We start from the raw sequence: 18,988 nt of genomic DNA, 5'->3' as shown, positions 1-18,988 counted from the left end.
GACGCGGCATGCGATGGGATGAAGTTTCCCTGCCAATACCCTTGGTAAGCGCCGCCGCCGTCCTTACCATCTACCCCGCAACGCCCGGTCTTCGCCGGGCGGCAAGTCCAGGAGACACGCATGGCTTACACCCTCCCGCAGTTGCCCTACGCCTACGACGCGCTGGAACCCAACATCGATGCGCAGACGATGGAAATCCATCACACCAAGCATCACCAGACCTATATCAACAACGTCAACGCGGCGCTGGAAGGGACCGAGTACGCCGACCTGCCGGTGGAAGAGCTGGTGTCCAAGCTGAAGAGCCTGCCGGAAAACCTGCAGGGCCCGGTGCGCAACAACGGTGGTGGCCACGCCAACCATTCGCTGTTCTGGACCGTGCTGTCGCCCAATGGCGGCGGTGAGCCCAAGGGCGAGGTCGCCAAGGCGATCGACAAGGACATCGGTGGTTTCGAGAAGTTCAAGGAAGCCTTCACCAAGGCCGCCGTCAGCCGTTTCGGCTCGGGCTGGGCCTGGTTGAGCGTGACCCCGGACAAGAAGCTGGTGGTGGAAAGCACCGCCAACCAGGACAGCCCGCTGTTCGAAGGCAACACCCCGATCCTGGGTCTGGACGTGTGGGAACACGCGTACTACCTGAAGTACCAGAACCGTCGTCCGGAATACATCGGCGCGTTCTACAACGCGGTGAACTGGGAAGAAGTCGAGCGCCGCTACCACGCTGCGATCGCCTGAAGTCGTGCATCAGCGCTAGGTTCCAAGTAGCGCTGCGACAGCGGCACCCAACACACAGGGCCGGGAGCGATCCCGGCCTTGTGCGTTTTGTTGCGCGCTGTTGTAGGAGCGACCCTGGTCGCGAGGGGCTTTGGTGGGAAAGCCCCGTCGCGCTCTGGCGCGCTCCTACGGTGTGCGGCGCCTATGGGCTTGGCGTCGAGCTGAAACGCACAAGGCCGGGAGCGATCCCGGCCTTGTGCGTTTTACTGCGCGCTGTCGTAGGAGCGACCCTGGTCGCGAGGGGCTTTGCTGGGAAAGCCCCGTCGCGCTCGGGCGCGCTCCTACGTTGTGCGGGGCTGATGGGCTTTGCATCGCGCTGGAACACACAAGGCCGGGAGCGATCCCGGCCTTGTGCGTTTTGTTGCGCGCTGTCGTAGGAGCGACCCTGGTCGCGAGGGCTTTGCCGGGAAAGCCCCGTCGCGCTCTGGCGCGCTCCTACGATGTGTGGCGCCGAATGGCTTGGCGTCGCGCTGAAACGCACAAGGCCGGGAGCGATCCCGGCCTTGTGTGTTTTGCTGAGCGCTGTTGTAGGAGCGACCCTGGTCGCGAGGGCTTTGCTGGGAAAGCCCCGTCGCGCTCGGGCGCGCTCCTACGGTGTGCGGGCGTCGGTCAGAACTTGCGCTCGGGCAGCGATCAGAACTTGGCGTCGAACTCGCGGGCGTAGCCGGTGTTGACGATGACCTTCTGCAGCGCGTCGCTGATCTTGATGTTGCCGGCCACGATTTGCTGCGTTTCCGGTCCCATGTTGTCCATGCGCGGCGGGGTGGCACCCTTGTAGTCGCAGACGCGACCACCGGCTTCGCGCACCAGCAGCACGCCGGCCGCGATGTCCCACGCTTTGACGCCGGCCTCGAAATACGCATCGGCGCGGCCGCAGGCCACGTAGGCCAGGTCCAGCGCGGCAGAACCGGTACGACGCACATCCTCTGCCTGCACCAGCAACGCATCGACGCACTTCAGCTGCGCACTGGTGCGTGCGCGCTCGCGCGGCGGGAAGCCGGTGTGGACCATCGCGCCTTCCAGGTCCTTGCGTTCGGCGATGCGGATGCGGCGGTCGTTGAGCACCGCGCCGGCGCCGCGGCTGGCGGTGAACAGCTCGTTGCGCAGCGGGTCGAAGATCACCGCGTCGGTGGGCTCGCCGTTTTCCACCAGCGCGATCGACACGCAGTAATGCGGGAAGCCGCGCAGATAGTTGCTGGTGCCGTCCAGCGGGTCGATGACCCAGGTGTAGCGGCCACTCTTGCCACCTTGCACGCCGCCTTCTTCGCCGAACACGGCGTACTCGGGGTAGCCGCGCTTGAGTTCCTTGATGATGACCTTCTCGGCATCGGCATCGACTTCGCTGGCGTAGTCCATGCGGCCTTTCTGCACCACGTTGAGCGCATCGAGCTTGTTGATACCGCGCAACAGCACATTGCCGGCGAGGCGGGCGGCTTTGACCATGACGGTGACGGCGGGTTTCTGCATGGTTAAAGCTCCCGTGAAGGCAGAATCGAAAATGGCGAAGGTAAAAGAGCGGTCCGGCACCAAAGCCGGCCGCGCAGTTTACCATCTACGACCGAATCGCTCCCCAATCTCCGTTCATGTCCGTCAGCCAGCGCATCCGTTTCGTTCTTGTCGGCACCCAGCATCCAGGCAACATCGGCGCCGCCGCGCGCGCGATGAAGACGATGGGCGTGTCGCGCCTGGTGCTGGTGGCGCCGGAGCGTGCGCTCGACGAAGACGCCTATCGGCGTTCGGCCGGTGCCGAGGACGTGCTCGGCGAGGCGCCGATCTTCGCCACCCTGGCCGAGGCGGTGGCCGATTGCACCCTGGTGATCGGCTGCACCGCGCGTGCGCGCCGGGTCGCGCTGGAAGAGCTGCCGCCGGACGAGGGCGCGCGCCGTGCCTGGGCCAAGGCTGGCGAACCGGCCGAGGTGGCGATCGTGTTCGGTCGCGAGCGCACCGGCCTGACCAACGACGAACTGCAGCTCTGCCATGCGGCGCTGCATATCCCCTCCGATCCGGCGTTCAGCTCGCTCAACCTGGCGGCGGCGGTACAGGTCGTGGCGTACGAGGTGCGGCTGGCGCAGCTGGCGGCTGGCGAAGCGGAGGTTGCGCCCGCCGCGGCGGCCGGCGCGCTGCGCGAGGGCCCGGCCAGCCATGCCCAGCTGGAAGGCATGTTCGGCCAGTTGGGCCAGACCCTGGACGAGATCGACTTCCACAAGGGGCGGGCGCCGGAGTCGGCGATGCGCAAGCTGCGGCGGCTGCTGTTGCGCGCGGACATGAGCGAGCAGGAAGTGCGTCTGCTGCGCGGCATTCTGTCCGATGCGCAGCGCATGGCCATGCTGGCAAAGCGCAACGGAAGCTGACGTCTGTCACATCTGGAAAGATTCGGCTAGGCTGTCGGCGGCTCTAGGGGAGTGTCCGTTTTGCGCGGTCTACGATGGTGTCTGATTGCCTGCGGGCTGTTGGCCGGGGCAGGCTTGGCCGCGACGGCGACAGCGGCGCCTTCCCCGGTATTGGTGCTTGGACGGATCAGCGACGATCCCGCCACCCATTACGCGCAACTCAAGCCCCTGCTGGATTACGTGGTGCCGCGCATGCGCGAGGTCGGGATCCGCCGTGGCGAAATCCTGATGGCGCCGGATGCGCGGCAGATGTCCAGTTACCTGCGGCGTGGCCGCGTCGACTGGGTCAGCGAAACCACCGGTGCGGCAATGCTGCTGGAACAGCGCGGCAGTGCGCACCCGCTGGTGATGACCGAGCGCGGCGGCCTGCGCGAGTTCCACACGGTGTTCTTCGTCCGCCGCGACAGCCCGATCCAGTCGCTCAAGCAGTTGCGCGGGCACACCCTGGCGTTGCAGAACGCCTCCTCCACCAGCGGCTACCTGCTGCCGATGCTGGAGCTGGTGCGCAACGGCATCGCCTGCGATGTGCTGCTGTCGCCGGACGACAGCCAGGTACCGGGCTCGGTGGGTTACCTGATGGTCGGGTCGAAACTGAATATCTCCGCCTTCGTGCATCAGCACCTGATCGATGCGGGCGCCTTCAGCAACGCCGACTGGGATGACGAACGCCACCTGCCGCAGGTGTTCAAGCGTGATTTCCGTATCGTCCATCGCAGTGCGCCGGTGCCGCGCGCGGTGGAGATGGTGCGCACCGGCATGGATCCGGCGGTGGAACGGCGGCTGCGCGTGGTGCTGCTGCAGGCGGCCTCCGACCCCAAGGCCGGGCCGGCCCTGAAACGCTTCTTCGGCACCACCGCCTTCCACCCGCTGGATGCTGCCAGCCGCCGGCGCCTGGATACGCTGAGCGCCGGCTTGCACCGTGTCAGGGACCAAGTGGAATGACTCAGGTGCGCTTCGGGTTGCAGGCACGCTTCCTATTGGTGATGGCGCTGACGCTGCTGCTGGTCGGTGCGATCCTGGCGTCGCTGCTGCAGCGCCAGAGCGCGATGCAACGCGAGGTGCGCGGGCTCAGCGCGCAGATCCTGCACGAGCTGTTCGATCGCAGCCTGCGCACGCGTGGCGAGACCCTGGCCACCGAACTGGCGAACGGCCTGGCCAATCCGCTGTACTACTCCGACCTAGGCACAGTGGGTGCGCTGGTGCGCAACGCCTCGCGGCAGCAGGTGGTGAGCTACGTGCTGGTGTTCGATCGACGCGGCCGGCTGGTGCACGATGGCTCGCCCGATCTGCAGCATTACGGCCAGCCCATGACCGACCCGCTCGCGGCCAGGGCGGTGACCGCGCGCGCCATGCTGTCGCAGTCCTCGCCGGAAGTGCTGGACGTGACGATGCCGATCAAGATCGGCGACCAGCGCATCGGCGGGGTGCGGGTGGGCATGTCGCGCGAGCGGGTGCGCAGGGTCGAATCCGGCGCCAACCTGACCCTGGTGCAGAACCTCAACGCGATCGGCAAACGCGATCTGGGCTGGCTGCTGGTGCTGCTGGCCGCGCTGGTGGCGCTGGGGGTGCTGTTGGCCATCTACGTGCAGCGCACCCTGGTGGCACCGGTGCGGCTGCTGGCGGCGGCCGCGCGCCAGATCGAGCGTGGCGACTATGCGGTGCAGCTGCCGCCGCATCCGCGCAACGACGAGATCGGCGAGTTGATTTCCGCCTTCGGCCGCATGAGCGAGAGCATCGCCCGGCACGATCGCGAGGTGCGCCACATGGCCTACACCGACGCGCTGACCGGGCTGACCAACCGGCTGGGGTTCCGCGAGGGCCTGGACCATCTGCTCAACACCGCCCGCAGCACCGACAGCAAGCTGGCGCTGCTGTTCGCCGATATCGACGACTTCAAGCGCGTCAACGACACGCTGGGCCACGAAGCCGGCGACGAAGCGCTGCTGCAGTTCGCCAGCCGCATCAGCCGCGCGGTCGGTGCGTTGGGCGGCGACGACGCGATCCTGGCGCGCTTTGGCGGCGACGAGTTCGTGATCCTGCTGCAGAACGGCGATGTCAGCCTGCTTGCCGCCCAGCTGGCGGACCGGCTGGTGCACGAATTGAGCCGCCCCTTGAACGTGCAGGGCCGGGAGGTGTTCCTGGGCACCTCGATCGGCATCACGCTGTTCCCGGACGATGCCAGCAATGCCACCGCGTTGCTGAAGAACGGCGACATCGCGATGTACCAGGCCAAGGTCGCCGGCAAGAACTGCCATCGCTTCTACAGCCGTGCCGCCGATCATGCGGTGGAGCGGCGCGTGCACATGGAGCACGAGCTGCGCGGGGCCTGGGAGCGCGACGAGCTGCGGCTGGTCTATCAGCCGATCTACCGCACCAGCGACCGGGTGTTGGTGGGGGTGGAAGTGCTGTTGCGCTGGCAGCACCCGGCGCTGGGCACGATTGCGCCGTCCACCTTTATCGACATCGCCGAGCAGAGCGGCCTGATCGAGGTGATCGGCCCCAAGGTGCTGCGCGCGGCCTGCCTGGAAGCGGCGCAATGGCCGGTGGTGGGCGAGGGCTTGTTCATCTCGGTCAACGTCTCGCCGCGTCAACTGCGCAGTGGCGACCTGATCGACACCGTGGCCGAGTGCCTGGCCGAGTCCGGCCTGCCGGCCGCGCGCTTGCACCTGGAGCTGACCGAAACGGCGGTGATCGGCGACGAAATGATGGCCGCCAGCCTGCTCGATCAATTGCACCGTACCGGCGTGAAGGTGTGGCTGGACGACTTCGGCACCGGTTTCTCCGGCTTGAGCCATCTGCGCCAGGTGCCGGTGGACGGGGTCAAGATCGACAAGAGTTTCATCGCCGACCTGCAGCGCGACCCGGACGATCTGGCGCTGACCACAGCCATCATCGGCATGGCACATTCGCTGGGCATCACGGTGGTGGCCGAGGGGATCGAGCAGGAAGCGCAGTTCAACCTGCTGCGCGAGCGTGGCTGCGACCTGGGCCAGGGCTACTGGTTCAGCCGCCCGCTGAGCCCGGCCGACATGGTCAAGCTGATCGCCGCGGGCTGATCAGCGTAGGAGCGCACCCGGGCGCGACGGGCGTTACCGGTCGTGCTTCGTCGCGCCCGGGTGCGCTCCTACGATCCGGTGTGTTCGAGCTGGTGGTTACAGCGGCCGTTTGCCGGTGTCGCCGGGAATTTCGCGCACCAGGCGCGGCACCAGGTAGCCGGACAGGCGCGCGGCCAGCTCGGTGTGCAGGGCGCGCGCGCGCGCATCGTCCACTTCGAAATGCGCCACGCCGGCCACCCGGTCGAGCTGATGCAGGTAATACGGCAGCACGCCGGCGGCGAAGCTGCGTTCGCTCAGGGCCGCCAGCGCGTCCACGCTGTCGTTGACGCCGCGCAGCAGCACGGCCTGGTTGAGCAACTGCGCGCCGGCCTCGCGCAGGGCGCGCATGGCATCGTCCACGGCGGTATCGAATTCGTTGGCATGGTTGGCATGCACCACGAAGGCCACCGGCCACGGCAGGCTGCGCAGCCAGGCCAGCAGCGGCGCGTCGACACGCTCGGGCAGCACGATCGGCAGCCGGCTGTGGATGCGCAGGCGCTTGATGTGGCCGATGGCAGCCAGCGCATCGGTGAGTTCGGCCAGCTTGCCGGTGGCCAGCGACAGTGGGTCGCCGCCGGACAGCAGCACTTCGTCGATGCCGGGGTCGGCCGCGATCGTGGCGACCGCGTCGCGCCATCCGTCGCGCGCGGCGGTTTCCTCGGCATACGGGAAGTGGCGGCGGAAGCAGTAGCGGCAGTGCACCGCGCAGCTGCCGGTGGCGATCAGCAGCGCGCGGCCGCGGTATTTCTGGATCACCCCTTCGGCGGTCTTGGCGGCGCCATCGCCGACCGCATCCAGGCCGAAGCCGGGCACCGGCCGCATTTCATCGTCCAGCGGCAGCACCTGGCGCAGCAGCGGGTCGTGCAGGTCGCCACGGCGCATGCGCGCCACGAATGCCTGCGGCACCCGCAGCGGGAACTGCGCGGCGGCCGCGTCGCTGATCCCGGCCGCCTGCGCCTCCAGGCCCAGCAGCGCCAGCAGCGCGCGCGGGTCGCGCACGGCGTCGCGCCACTGCTGCTGCCAGCGCGGCGGTTGCAGGGTGGGCGGCGGAGATGGCTGCAAGGCGAGGGGGGCTGCGGGTATCATGTGCGGTCACAAAACCAATGCCCGCCGGTTGCGGCGGGCGCCCCATTCTAATCCGACCTGCCACGGCCTGTGGCAGGTCGTGGTCTTATCGAGGAGCTGCACCATGGCCACTGTTGGCATGAACGACGTCAAGAACGGCATGAAGATCCTGGTCAACAACGAGCCGGCGGTCATCACCGAGACCGAATACGTCAAGCCGGGCAAGGGCCAGGCCTTCACCCGCATGAAGTACCGCTTCATCAAGTCCGGCCGCGTGGTCGAAATGACCATGAAGGCGACCGACGACGTGGAAGTGGCCGACGTGGTCGATACCGACATGCGCTACCTGTACAGCGACGGCGAGTACTGGCACTTCATGGACCCGGAAACCTTCGAGCAGGTGCAGACCGACAAGGCCGGCATGGGTGGCGCCGACAAGTGGCTCAAGGGCGAGGAAGACTGCATCGTGACGCTGTGGAACGGCACGCCGATCTGGGTGCAGCCGCCGAACTTCGTCGAGCTGAAGATCACCGAGACCGATCCGGGCGTGCGCGGCGATACCTCCGGCGGCGGCGGCAAGCCGGCGACTCTGGAAACCGGCGCGGTGGTGCGCGTGCCGCTGTTCGTCAACCAGGACGAAATCATCAAGGTCGACACCCGCTCTGGCGAATACTCGGCGCGCGTCAAGTAAGACGATGCGTCTGGGACACTGGCCTGATCGAGCGGGACGCGGTGCCAGTGTCGTGTTGGGGCTGTGGGGTGCGCTGCTCGCGTGCCCGGCGTTTGCGCAATCGGCTGCCGCAACCTGCGATGCCGATGACGTGGCCGCCGTTGCGGCCATTGCAACCTCCGGCGTCGTGGGCGGCGCTGCTGCCACGGTGCCGGCCGACCGTCTGGTGGCCCAGAGCTGCAAGCCGTGGCCGAACGATGCGGCGATCCGGCTGGCGGCAATCGCATTTGCCGGCGATGCGGAAACCGTGCCTGGCGAGCGCGACCTCGAGTTGCGCGTGGCCATGCTCGATGCCGCCAGCGGCAAGGTGCTGGCGTTCTACGCGCAGGCAATGGGCGAGGACGCCGCCTTCGAACTGGCTGCCGACAGCCTGCGCCTGGACACCGCGCGCTACGACCTGGCCAAGGGCGTGCGTGCGATCGGCGTGGTGGTGCGCAGTGCCGCGCGCGGGCCCAGCTGCCCGGATTTTTACAGCAATCAGGCATTGACACTGCTGGTGCGCGAGGGGCGCAGCCTGCGCCCGGTGCTGCAACGCGATCTCTATGCGTGGCAACGTGTGAAAGGCGAGCCGTGCAGTTTCGGCAAGGGCGATGTGATCACCGAAGTGGCCAATCTGAGCGTGAGCATGGCGCCGCAGGTACACGCTGGCTATGCGGACATCGTGCTGACAGCCAACGTGGCTACCGTGGAGAGCGCCGCTGGCAGCGACACCGATACCGAACACACCCGTCGCGCGCGCCAGGTGCTGCGCTACGACGGCCAGCGCTATGTGCCTGTGGCCGGTGGCGATCCCAGCTGGCCGTTCGACAATTAACCTTTTATGGATCCGCTCATGACCAATGCCCCTCCCGAAGTCTGCGACCTGTTGATCGAAGCCGGCTACGTCGTGCCGATCGAGCCGCATGCGGTGGTGCTCGACGATCACGCGGTGGCGGTGCACAACGGCGTCATCGTGGCCATCCTGCCGACCGCCGAGGCGCGCCTGCGGTTTGCGCCGACGCAGACCGTCTCGCGCCCGGAGGCGGCCTTGATCCCGGGCCTGGTCAATGCGCATACGCACAACCCGATGACGCTGCTGCGTGGCGTTGCCGACGATCTGCCGCTGATGGTGTGGCTGCAGCAGCACATCTGGCCGGTGGAGGCGGCGGTGATCGGGCCGGAATTCGTCGCCGACGGCACCACGCTGGCGATCGCCGAAATGCTGCGTGGCGGCACCACCTGCGTCAACGAGAACTACTTCTTCGCCGATGTGCAGGCGGCCGTGTACAAGCAGCACGGGTTCCGTGCGCTGGTCGGCGCGGTGATCATCGATTTCCCCACCGCCTGGGCATCGTCGGACGACGAATACTTCGCACGGGCCGGCGAACTGCACGACCAGTGGCGCGACGATCCGCTGATCAGCACCGCCTTCGCGCCGCATGCGCCGTACACGGTCAACGACGCCAACTTCGAACGCGTGCGCATGCTGGCCGACCAGCTGGATCTGCCGGTGCATCTGCACACGCACGAAACCGCGCAGGAAGTGGCCGATTCGGTTGCCCAGTACGGGCAGCGCCCGCTGGCGCGGCTGGACCGCCTGGGGCTGGTCAACGACCGCCTGATCGCCGTGCACATGACCCAGCTCACCGAGGCGGAAATCCACCTGTGCGCCGAGCGCGGCGTCAGCGTGGTGCATTGCCCGGAGTCCAACCTCAAGCTCGCTTCGGGCTTTTGCCCGGCCTGCGCGCTGCAACGTGCCGGCGTCAACTTGGCGATCGGCACCGACGGCTGCGCCAGCAACAACGACCTGGACATGTTCAGCGAGAACCGCACGGCGGCGATCCTGGCCAAGGCAGTGGCCAACGATGCCACCGCACTGGACGCGGCCACCACGCTGCGTGCGGCCACACTGGGCGGCGCGCGCGCGTTGGGCTTCGGCGACAGGATCGGCTCGATCGAAATCGGCAAGCAGGCCGATCTGGTCTGCGTGGATCTGTCCGCACTGGAGACCCAGCCGCTGCATCATGTGCTGTCGCAACTGATCTACGCTGCCGGCCGTCATCAGGTCACCGATGTGTGGATCGCCGGCAAGCCCAAACTGGTGCAGCGTGAGCTCATCGACATGGACACCGCTGCCCTGGTCGCCAATGCGCGGCAGTGGCGCGAGCGCATCCGCACCGTCCGCGCCTGAGCGCGCGTCACCCCATCACGGAGCTCCGCATGAATCCGAATCCCCAATCCAATTCCAGCAACTTCCATCAGAGCGAGCTGGACAAGTTCGCGGCGCTGGCCAACCGCTGGTGGGATGCCGACGGCCCGCAGAAGCCGCTGCATGCGCTCAATCCGGTGCGTCTGGACTATGTCTCCGCGCGGCTGGGCCTGGCCGGCGCGCGCGTGCTCGATGTCGGCTGCGGCGGCGGTCTGCTCAGCGAGTCGATGGCGCGCCTGGGCGCCCAGGTCACGGCGATCGACCTGGCGCCGGAGCTGGTCAAGGTGGCGCGCCTGCACAGCCTGGAATCGGGCGTCCAGGTGGATTACCGCGTGCAGTCGGTGGAAGACCTGGCCGCCGAACAGCCGGGCAGTTTCGATGCGGTGACCTGCATGGAAATGCTCGAACACGTGCCGGACCCGACCGCGATCATCCGCGCCTGCGCCAGCCTGCTCAAGCCGGGCGGCAAGCTGTTTTTGTCCACGCTCAACCGCACCCCGGCCGCGTTCGCACTGGCGGTGGTCGGCGCTGAGTACATCGCGCGGCTGCTGCCCAGGGGCACGCATCACTACAAGGATTTCATCAAGCCGGCAGAGCTTGCGGCGTGGTTGCGCAGTGCCGAACTGCAGCTGGAAGATGTCAGCGGCATGGTGTACGAGCCGTGGCGCAATCGTGCGCGCCTGTCGTCGCGGACCGAGGTCAATTACCTGGCTTATGCGGTGAAGCCGTGACGGGCGGGGATTGGGCAGTGGAGATTCGGGATTCGCAACGGCACGTGCGTGTTTGATGTCGGCCGAATCGCAATTTACCGATGACCGCGGGCCAGCGCAGAGTAGCGGGGCGGCGATGAAATTTCCGCGTGCGGTGTTGTTCGATCTGGATGGCACCTTGCTCGATAGCGCGCCGGACATGCTGGCGACCGTCAACGCGATGCTGGATGCGCGTGGGCGTGCGCCAATCGCCTTGGCGCAGTTGCGTCCGGTGGTGTCCAAGGGCGCACGCGCGATGCTGGCGGTGGCGTTTGCCGAACTCGATGCGGCCGAGCGCGATGCCTTGGTGCCGGAATTCCTGCGTCGTTACGAGGCCTTAATCGGTACGCAGTCGCAGCTGTTCGATGGTGTCGAAGAACTGCTGCTGCGGCTGGAGCGCGCCGGTTGCATCTGGGGCGTGGTCACCAACAAGCCCGAATATCTGGCCCGGCTGATCCTGCCGCAACTGGGGTGGGAGCAACGCTGCGCGGTGCTGATCGGCGGCGATACGCTGGCCGAGCGCAAGCCGCATCCGTTGCCCTTGCTGACCGCGGCCGAGCGCATCGGCGTTGCGCCGGCGCAGTGCGTCTACGTCGGCGACGACGAGCGCGACATCCTGGCCGCGCGCGCGGCGGCGATGCCCTCGGTGGCGGTGTTGTGGGGCTATCGCCTGCACGACGACGAGCCGTCGCGCTGGCAGGCCGACGTCCTCGTCGCGCAGCCGCAGACACTGTGGGATGCCGTGGCGTGGCCGCAGACCTGATCTTCTTTCGTTTTCTTCTGGACCCGCCATGAGCCAATCCAGCGCTCTCGACAGTTTTCTCGACAAGTGGCGCACGCGCTGGCCGGAATGGTCGGTTGCCGAGCCCTTCATTCCCGAGCCGCAGCGACGCCTCACGGCGGCCTGGTTTGCGCTGCTGCAGGAATGGGAAGACATCATGAACATCGCCGGCGACCCGTTGCCGGCCGACGCCAAGCTGGCATGGTGGCAGCAGGAGCTGCGCGACTGGTCGCAGCAGCGTTCGCGCCATCCGCTGGGGCGCGTGCTGGAGCCGGTGCCTGCGCCATGGGCGCAGTTGGCCGATACCTTGCCGGCCATGCAGGACGCCCGTGCGCAGCCGCAAGTGTTGCAGCAGGCGTTGGCGAGATTGCGTGCCTTCGCCGAGGCCGTGGTCGGCGTGGAAGCCACGCTGTTTGCGCGCACCCAGCCTGGCGATGCCACCGCGGTGGCGCTGCAATGGCTGGATGCACGCCAGCGTGTGGCCGGCGACAGCGCCGCACCTGGCGACATGACGCTGGCCGCATGGCGCACGCAATTGCTGCGCGCTTGGCCGCGCAAACCGGCGTTGGCGCGCCCGCACCGGGTATGGTCGCGGCTGGCACGCCTGCGCCTGCAGCGCGAGCTTGCCGGCAAGGCAGCCTATCCACCGCCCGTGCAGCAGTTGTGGCATAGCTGGCGTGCTGCCAGCGGCGCGGACTGAGCGCGCGGATCTGGTTCCGTCAGTGCACGACCAACGACGTGGCGAAGGTGCCGCAATCGCAGGAAACGACAACGCCTGTCGGCGTAACGCATCACACGGCTTGCCGACAGGCGAGGGTGGCAACGTCAACGCGTTGCGACGTGGTGCTTCAGGGCGACCTGGCGTGGCGAGCCATCAGTCCGCGCTGCCGGCACCGCTATTGCCGTATTCGTAGAACCGGTTGGCCGAATTGGCGCAGTTGCTGCTGCAGTACGGGCGGCTGACGGTGGAGGCATTCCATGGTGCGGTCTTGCGGATGTGGCTGCCCAGGCTGGAATTGCGCACCGTGACCTGACCATTGGGTGAGGTGCCGTTGACGTAGGCGGACAGGCTGCTGATGCCTTCGTCCCAGGCGCGCCCCAGGTAGGTCTGGTTGTCGGGTGATCCGGAGCCGGCGACGAAGCGGCTATTGATCGCCAGGAACCCATAGGCACTGCCCGGACGTGTGCTTGGCGCAAAGATGTAGCCGCCGCGGCTGCTGCCCAGGCGCGCACCGGCCGAGCGGATGGTGGCGTTGTCGAACACGCCCACACCCGAGCCGAAGATGAAGTCGACATCGCCTTCGATCGTGCTGTTCTTGAAATAGGCGCGGATCACATTGGCGGCATTGGTCGCACTGATCAGCAAGGTGTCCTGATTGCCGGTCACCAGTACGTCTTCGAAGCTGGCCTGGTCGCCACGCACCGCCAGCGCGACTGCCGACTGGTTGTTGTCCTGGTAAGTGCCTTCGACATAGTTGTTGTCCACGCGCAGGTGACGCGCCTGGAAGCCGGCGGCGCGCACGGTCAGTGTCGCGCTGTTGGAGGTGCCCACCGTGGTTGCCGCTGCATTGCTGGCACAGGGGTGACTTGCGGTGCCGGCCGGCTTGGGCGTCGGGTTGGCGTTGTTGAAGCGGATGACGGTGTCGGCGGTGTTGGTGCCCAGGCCGAACACGGTCAGCGGTGGCGCGTTGGTCGGCACGCAGACCAGTTCGGTGTAAGTGCCGGCCTTGATGCTGATGTAGCGACGGGTGCTGCCGCCGGCAGCGACAGCGGCATCGATTGCCGACTGCACGGTGCGATAGCGCGTGGAGCCATCGGCGGCCACGGCGAAGTCTGCACTGAGCAGCGCGACCCCCGCAGTGGGATTCCAGTTGTCGGTGACCAGGGCGGTGATCGGGCCGGCCTTGGCCAGGGCCTTGGAGATGGTGTACGTGCTCGCCTCGCTACTGGTGAGTTGTGGGCGGCTGGCCGTGCCGGTCAAGGCGGTGGCATCGGCGCTGACAAGGCTCAGCAGGACGGCGGCGATACAGGTCGTGCGCAAGGGCGATGCAGACATGAGTGGCGCTCTCTCGGAAGGGACGCAGGCGATTGATGGATACGCTTCAGCCGCCGCACGTCGCGTGCATGTGCCGCAACCATGGCGCAGCACGCGATCGGCGGATGCCGGTCACCGCGTCCGGGTGTTCCTGGATGGCGGAGCAATCGGCGGGGCGATCTTACTGACGTGGTCGCTATAGCGGTCTGGCGTTCAGATGCAATGTTCAAGAGCTTTAGTGGCATCACGCTCTGCAACGTGACTGCGTCGCAAACAGGTGCCATTGGCTTGCGTGATTTATGCAGGTGCACCATTTCACCGGAGGCGATCGCGTTGCCGCCATGTGCAGGCAGGAGTGCACATCGTCACATGCCGTGGGCGGGGAGACTTCCAGACTGAGTCACCCGCGTAGACACGCGCATGTGAGACATCGAGATGGCAGACCCCAAAGAGCTGCAGGAAAAATTCTGGAAAGCCCTGAAATCCGATCGCACCGTGATGCTTGGCCTGGATGGCGTGGAAGACGGGCATGCCCGCCCGATGACCGCACAGATCGAAGGCGATAGCGGTGGTCCGATCTGGTTCTTCACCTCCAAGGACAACGCGCTGATTGCCATGCTGGGGCAGGGCCGCCGCGTCATCGGCGCCTTCAGCAGCAAGGGGCATGACCTGTTCGCCAGCATCAGCGGCTCGTTGCGCGAAGACACCGATCCGGCCGTGGTCGAGCGCCTGTGGAACCCGCATGTGGCTGCCTGGTACGAAGGCGGCAAGGACGATCCCAAGCTGGCGCTGCTGCGTCTGGACACCGATCACGCGCAGATCTGGCTCAACGGTTCCAGTCTGCTGGCCGGTATCAAGGTGTTGTTCGGTGTCGATCCGAAAAAGGATTACCAGGACAAGGTGGCGGACGTTCCGCTGCGCTGAGGCCTGCTGCACGCCTGCACGATCGTCGCGATGGTGCACGGTCCTAAATTCAGTCCTGTCGCTTGCGCAAGCGCCGATCCAGTCGTAAGGCTGGATCGGCGTTGTCAGCCTGGATTGCACACAAGAACGTTCATGGCACTGCGCGTTCACGCGCTGCCTGCCAAAGGAGAAACAAGATGCAACAGATCGAAATCGGCCAGATGGTATTTCTGCGCGATGGCGAAGTCGGCGTCGGTGCCGTCCGCGAGGTGCGGAAGGATGGCGCCGAGCTGGTCATCAATATCGAAAACGGGGGCGACTTCGTGCTGCCTGCGTCGGTGGTGCGTGATGTGCATTCCGGCAAGGTGATGCTGGATGTCGAGCAACTGCCGGAAGATGTACGCAATGCCCTGCGCCATCCACACGACAACGAGTTGCCGACCAGCACCTATGCGGCCAGCGATCCGCACGATGGCGCGCTTACCTAATTAGGTCGGCTAGCCGCACCCAGCTTCAGGGTCTGATGGCGCGCCATCAGGAAGCAGAAACGTCCGCGGCGCGGCGTCGGACGCGCCCAACGACGGCAGCGCCGGTTGCTCGGCTTCGTCCTTGAGTTGCACGCCGGACAGTTTGCGCCGGAACGATTCGCGCAGCAGGTACGCAAGCTTGTGCGTAGCTTCGGCGTAACTTAGTCCTTCGGCGCGGATATTGGAAATGCAATTGCGCGCGGCGTCGGTCAGGCCAACACGTGGGGTATAGGTCAGATACAGGCCCAGGCTGTCGGGCGAGCTCAGCCCTGGTCGCTCGCCGATCAACACGATCACCAGACGCGCCTTGAGCAGTTCGCCCACTTCGTCGCCGATGGCGACGCGGCCTTGCGCGATCAACGCTACCGGCGCCAACGACCAGCCTTCGTGTGCGGCCAGCGCGTCGATATGCTCCAGCATCTGCGCTGCGTGTCGATGCACCGCCAATGCAGAGAGTCCGTCGGCGACCACCACCGCGATATCGCGCCCGCCGCCGTGGACCGCGGTCAGGCCACGCAGATGCGCGGCCGCATCCTCGTCCAGGCGCCGGCCCAGATCCGGACGTTGCAGATAGGTGTGCCGGTCCACCGCCGCGCTGTGCAGCAGAATGCTGTCCCGCCCGCGCTGTTGCAGCGCTGCCTGCAGCGGCTGTGGGTCGAATGCCAGATGCACTGCATCGCGCGCCTGCGCATGCGCAAGCTGGAAATCCAGGTGCGCCGCGGTGGGCAGGCTGGTGCCGACGCGCCCCAGCGCAATGCGCGCCGGTGTGAGCTGACGCAGCTGCGCCCAGGCATCGCGCGGAGGAGTGGTGGGGCTGCTCATTGCACGCTGCCGGCGTTCAATTGCTCCAGCGCACGCCGGAACGGTGCGGGAAGCTCGCTACCGAGTTCGAAGCGGCCATCGCGCAGGCGCAGGATGCCTTGCTGTTCCAGCCAGTGTTCGAACTCGGGCGCAGCGCGCAGCCCGAGTGCCTGGCGCGCATACAGCGCATCGTGGAACGAGGTGGTCTGGTAGTTGAGCATCACATCGTCGGAGCCGGGAATGCCCATGATGAAGTTGATGCCGGCGGTGCCGAGCAGGGTTAGCAGCACGTCCATGTCGTCCTGGTCGGCTTCGGCATGATTGGTGTAGCAGATGTCGCAGCCCATCGGCACGCCCAGCAGCTTGCCGCAGAAGTGATCCTCCAGCCCGGCACGGATGATCTGCTTGCCGTCGTAGAGATATTCCGGGCCGATGAAGCCCACCACGGTGTTGACCAGCAGCGGCTTGAACTGCCGCGCCACGGCATAGGCACGTACCTCGCAGGTCTGCTGATCGACGCCATGATGCGCATTGGCCGACAACGCGCTGCCCTGGCCGGTCTCGAAATACATCACGTTGTCGCCGACGCTGCCGCGCCGCAGCGACACCCCGGCGTCATGGCCTTCCTGCAGCAGCGCCAGATTGATGCCGAAGCTGGCATTGGCCGCTTCGGTGCCGGCGATCGACTGGAACACCAGGTCCGCCGGCACACCGCGGTTGATCGCGTCGATGGTGGTGGTGATGTGCGCCAGCACGCAGGACTGCGTGGGGATCTGGTAGCCGGTGATCACCGCATCGAGCATGCGCAGCAACGCGGTGGTGGCGGCCAGGCTGTCGCTGGCAGGATTGATGCCGATCACCGCATCGCCATTGCCGTATAGCAGGCCATCGAGCACGCTGGCGGCGATGCCGGTGGCATCGTCGGTAGGGTGGTTGGGCTGCAGGCGCGTGGACAGGCGGCCACGCAAGCCCAGCGTATTGCGAAAGCGCGTGACCACGCGCGTCTTCTGCGCGACCAGGATCAGGTCCTGCACGCGCATCAACTTCGAGACTGCCGCCACCATCTCCGGTGTCAGTCCGGGCGCCAGTGCGGCCAGTGCCGCTTCGTCGGCCTGCGCACTCAACAGCCAATCACGAAAGCCGCCGACGGTAAGATGCGCCACCGCGGCAAATGCGGCCGCATCGTGCTGGTCGACGATCAGGCGGGTGACCTCGTCCGATTCGTACGGCACCACCGCTTCATCGAGGAAGTGACGCAGCGGCAGGTCCGCCAGCGCCATCTGCGCGGCCACCCGCTGCAGCCCGGAGTCGGCGGCGAGCCCGGCCAGTTGGTCGCCCGAGCGCGGCGGCGTGGCCTTGGCCAGCAAGGTCTTGAGATCGGCAAACTGGAAGCGCTCGCCGCCAGCGGTAAACGCGAACCCGCTCATCTGGCACTGGCCGCAGGCGTGGCCTGGCTGCGCAAGCTCAGCACGCAACACAGCGCACCGAACAGCAGCAGGCCCACGAAGATCAGCGCCACGATCGGGTTGAACCAGACCATCGCCACCAGACACACCAGCGCCAGCAGCAGCGCGATTGCCGGTACCACCGGATAGCCCGGCGCGCGAAAGCTGCGCTCCAGCCCGGGTTCGGCGCGGCGCAGCTTGAACAGGCTGAGCATGCTCATCACATACATCACGATCGCGCCGAACACCGACATGGTGATCATCGCCGCGGTCAGCGACATGCCCTGGATCTTGACCACGCTGTCGCTGCAGATCGCTGCGATGCCGATCGCGCCGCCGGCAAGAATCGCGCGATGCGGCGTGCGAAAGCGCGACAGCCTGGCCAGCCCGTGCGGCAGGAACCCGGCACGCGCCAACGCGAAGAACTGCCGCGAATAGCCCAGGATGATGCCGTGGAAGCTGGCCACCAGGCCGAACAGGCCGATCCACACCAGCATATGCAGCCAGGTCGAGCTGTTGCCGACCACGGCCTTCATTGCCTGCGGCAACGGGTCGTTGATGTTGGAGAGCTGACGCCAGTCGCCGACCCCGCCCGCAAACACCATCACGCCCAGCGCCAGCACCACCAGGGTGAGGATGCCGGCGATGTAGGCGCGCGGAATCGTGCGCTTGGGATCCTTGGCCTCTTCGGCCGCCATCGCCGCGCCCTCGATCGCCAGAAAGAACCAGATCGCAAACGGAATCGCGGCAAAGATGCCGGAAATGGCGGCCGGGCCGAACACATCGTTACCGGCCCAGCCATTGGCGGCAAAGCGCGCAACGCTGAAGCCCGGCGCCACCACGCCCATGAACACCAGCAGCTCGATCACCGCCAGCAAGGTCACGATCAGCTCGAAGGTGGCGGCGATCGCCACGCCGACGATGTTCAAGCCCATGAAGATCGCATACGCGCCGATCGCGGCGATGCGCGGGTCCAGGGTCGGGAACTGCACGTTGAGATAGGCGCCGATCGCCATCGCGATGGCCGGCGGCGCGAACACGAATTCGATCAGCGTGGCCAGGCCCGCCAGCATGCCGCCGTAGGTCCCGAATGCGCGCAGGCTGTAGGCGAACGGCCCGCCCGCATTGGGGATGGCGGTGGTCAGCTCGGTAAAGCTGAAGATGAAGCAGGTGTACATCACCGCGACCAGCAGCGTGGTCACCAGAAAACCCAGCGTGCCGGCGGTGCCCCAGCCGTAGCTCCAGCCGAAATACTCGCCGGAAATCACCAGACCCACGGCGATCCCCCACAGTTGCCAGGTGCCCAGGGTGGGTTTGAGTTGCTCGTTGCGCATGTCGCACATCTCCTGCGGTCGGGGGAGGGGAGATGGCGCAGGTCCGGCGGCTAGGCACCGGACCGACGGCCAGTGACCGATCGTCCACCGATGCCCGGTGACGATCGACGGTCGTCCCGGTTATACCCCAAAGCCCTGCGGCGAACACAAGCGCAACGGGTGGGTCGCAGACAC

At 66.6% G+C, this 18,988-nt stretch carries 18 protein-coding genes; 12 read left to right on the top strand and 6 right to left on the bottom strand.

Features of this window, described 5'->3' with window-relative positions; all coding sequences use genetic code 11:
• Nucleotides 1-120 precede the first annotated feature (120 nt).
• Nucleotides 121-732 carry a superoxide dismutase gene (locus GGR73_RS06535; protein ID WP_016904847.1) on the top strand — a complete coding sequence of 204 codons (612 nt, stop codon included), beginning with the start codon at nt 121-123 and terminating at the stop codon, nt 730-732.
• 672 nt (nt 733-1,404) lie between these two features.
• Here the strand turns inward: GGR73_RS06535 and GGR73_RS06530 are convergent.
• The gene (locus tag GGR73_RS06530; protein WP_039521909.1) at nt 1,405-2,238 is read right to left on the bottom strand and encodes an inositol monophosphatase family protein; all 834 of its coding nucleotides are present in this window, start codon (nt 2,236-2,238) and stop codon (nt 1,405-1,407) included.
• 116 nt (nt 2,239-2,354) lie between these two features.
• Here GGR73_RS06530 and GGR73_RS06525 point away from each other — a divergent pair, with 116 nt between their 5' ends.
• Genes GGR73_RS06525 through GGR73_RS06515 form a run of 3 tightly spaced genes read left to right on the top strand, consistent with a single transcriptional unit; the run spans nt 2,355 to nt 6,217 of the window.
• Nucleotides 2,355-3,122, top strand: coding sequence for an RNA methyltransferase (locus tag GGR73_RS06525; protein WP_126966073.1), 768 nt, complete (start codon nt 2,355-2,357; stop codon nt 3,120-3,122).
• 51 nt (nt 3,123-3,173) lie between these two features.
• On the top strand, nt 3,174-4,103 hold the full coding sequence (locus GGR73_RS06520) for a phosphate/phosphite/phosphonate ABC transporter substrate-binding protein (protein ID WP_184456093.1): 930 nt from the start codon (nt 3,174-3,176) through the stop codon (nt 4,101-4,103).
• Nucleotides 4,100-6,217, top strand: coding sequence for a putative bifunctional diguanylate cyclase/phosphodiesterase (locus GGR73_RS06515; protein ID WP_024940418.1), 2,118 nt, complete (start codon nt 4,100-4,102; stop codon nt 6,215-6,217). The genes GGR73_RS06520 and GGR73_RS06515 overlap by 4 nt, the downstream gene beginning before the upstream one ends.
• Before the next feature lie 96 nt (nt 6,218-6,313).
• On the opposite strand, the gene epmB is transcribed toward GGR73_RS06515, so the two are convergent.
• Entirely contained in the window at nt 6,314-7,342 is a 1,029-nt protein-coding gene (epmB, locus tag GGR73_RS06510; RefSeq protein WP_184456092.1) for an EF-P beta-lysylation protein EpmB, read from the bottom strand.
• A gap of 103 nt (nt 7,343-7,445) precedes the next feature.
• Between epmB and efp the strand changes: the two genes are divergently transcribed.
• From efp to GGR73_RS06480, 6 genes are all read left to right on the top strand, one after another.
• On the top strand, nt 7,446-8,012 hold the full coding sequence (gene efp, locus GGR73_RS06505; protein WP_007962665.1) for an elongation factor P: 567 nt from the start codon (nt 7,446-7,448) through the stop codon (nt 8,010-8,012).
• 52 nt (nt 8,013-8,064) lie between these two features.
• A complete protein-coding gene (locus tag GGR73_RS06500) occupies nt 8,065-8,865 on the top strand; it encodes a PA3715 family protein (protein WP_456362926.1) in 801 nt (266 codons plus the stop codon).
• An 18-nt stretch (nt 8,866-8,883) separates the two neighbouring features.
• A complete protein-coding gene (locus GGR73_RS06495) occupies nt 8,884-10,221 on the top strand; it encodes a TRZ/ATZ family hydrolase (protein WP_024940415.1) in 1,338 nt (445 codons plus the stop codon).
• Nucleotides 10,222-10,250: 29 nt separating this feature from the next.
• A complete protein-coding gene (ubiG, locus tag GGR73_RS06490) occupies nt 10,251-10,970 on the top strand; it encodes a bifunctional 2-polyprenyl-6-hydroxyphenol methylase/3-demethylubiquinol 3-O-methyltransferase UbiG (RefSeq protein WP_024940414.1) in 720 nt (239 codons plus the stop codon).
• A 115-nt stretch (nt 10,971-11,085) separates the two neighbouring features.
• Nucleotides 11,086-11,751 carry a phosphoglycolate phosphatase gene (locus GGR73_RS06485; protein WP_184378297.1) on the top strand — a complete coding sequence of 222 codons (666 nt, stop codon included), beginning with the start codon at nt 11,086-11,088 and terminating at the stop codon, nt 11,749-11,751.
• 28 nt (nt 11,752-11,779) lie between these two features.
• On the top strand, nt 11,780-12,469 hold the full coding sequence (locus GGR73_RS06480) for a squalene/phytoene synthase family protein (protein ID WP_184456088.1): 690 nt from the start codon (nt 11,780-11,782) through the stop codon (nt 12,467-12,469).
• A gap of 174 nt (nt 12,470-12,643) precedes the next feature.
• On the opposite strand, the gene GGR73_RS06475 is transcribed toward GGR73_RS06480, so the two are convergent.
• Nucleotides 12,644-13,783, bottom strand: coding sequence for a putative acyl-CoA thioester hydrolase (locus GGR73_RS06475; protein ID WP_184519191.1), 1,140 nt, complete (start codon nt 13,781-13,783; stop codon nt 12,644-12,646).
• Between the two features lie 456 nt (nt 13,784-14,239).
• Here GGR73_RS06475 and GGR73_RS06470 point away from each other — a divergent pair, with 456 nt between their 5' ends.
• Both GGR73_RS06470 and GGR73_RS06465 read left to right on the top strand, forming a co-directional pair.
• Entirely contained in the window at nt 14,240-14,728 is a 489-nt protein-coding gene (locus GGR73_RS06470; RefSeq protein ID WP_024940409.1) for a pyridoxamine 5'-phosphate oxidase family protein, read from the top strand.
• 176 nt (nt 14,729-14,904) lie between these two features.
• Nucleotides 14,905-15,195, top strand: coding sequence for a hypothetical protein (locus GGR73_RS06465; protein WP_016903771.1), 291 nt, complete (start codon nt 14,905-14,907; stop codon nt 15,193-15,195).
• A gap of 9 nt (nt 15,196-15,204) precedes the next feature.
• On the opposite strand, the gene eutC is transcribed toward GGR73_RS06465, so the two are convergent.
• The 3 genes from eutC to eat are packed head-to-tail and all read right to left on the bottom strand — an operon-like array spanning nt 15,205 to nt 18,823.
• Entirely contained in the window at nt 15,205-16,056 is an 852-nt protein-coding gene (eutC, locus tag GGR73_RS06460; RefSeq protein WP_184456084.1) for an ethanolamine ammonia-lyase subunit EutC, read from the bottom strand.
• Entirely contained in the window at nt 16,053-17,462 is a 1,410-nt protein-coding gene (locus GGR73_RS06455) for an ethanolamine ammonia-lyase subunit EutB (protein ID WP_184456082.1), read from the bottom strand. The genes eutC and GGR73_RS06455 overlap by 4 nt, the downstream gene beginning before the upstream one ends.
• The gene (gene eat / locus GGR73_RS06450; RefSeq protein WP_024940405.1) at nt 17,459-18,823 is read right to left on the bottom strand and encodes an ethanolamine permease; all 1,365 of its coding nucleotides are present in this window, start codon (nt 18,821-18,823) and stop codon (nt 17,459-17,461) included. Before eat ends, GGR73_RS06455 begins: the two co-directional genes overlap by 4 nt.
• Nucleotides 18,824-18,988: the final 165 nt, after the last annotated feature.

It is taken from the genome of Xanthomonas sp. F14 (assembly GCF_014199865.1).
This window is presented reverse-complemented; position numbering and strand designations above follow the sequence as displayed.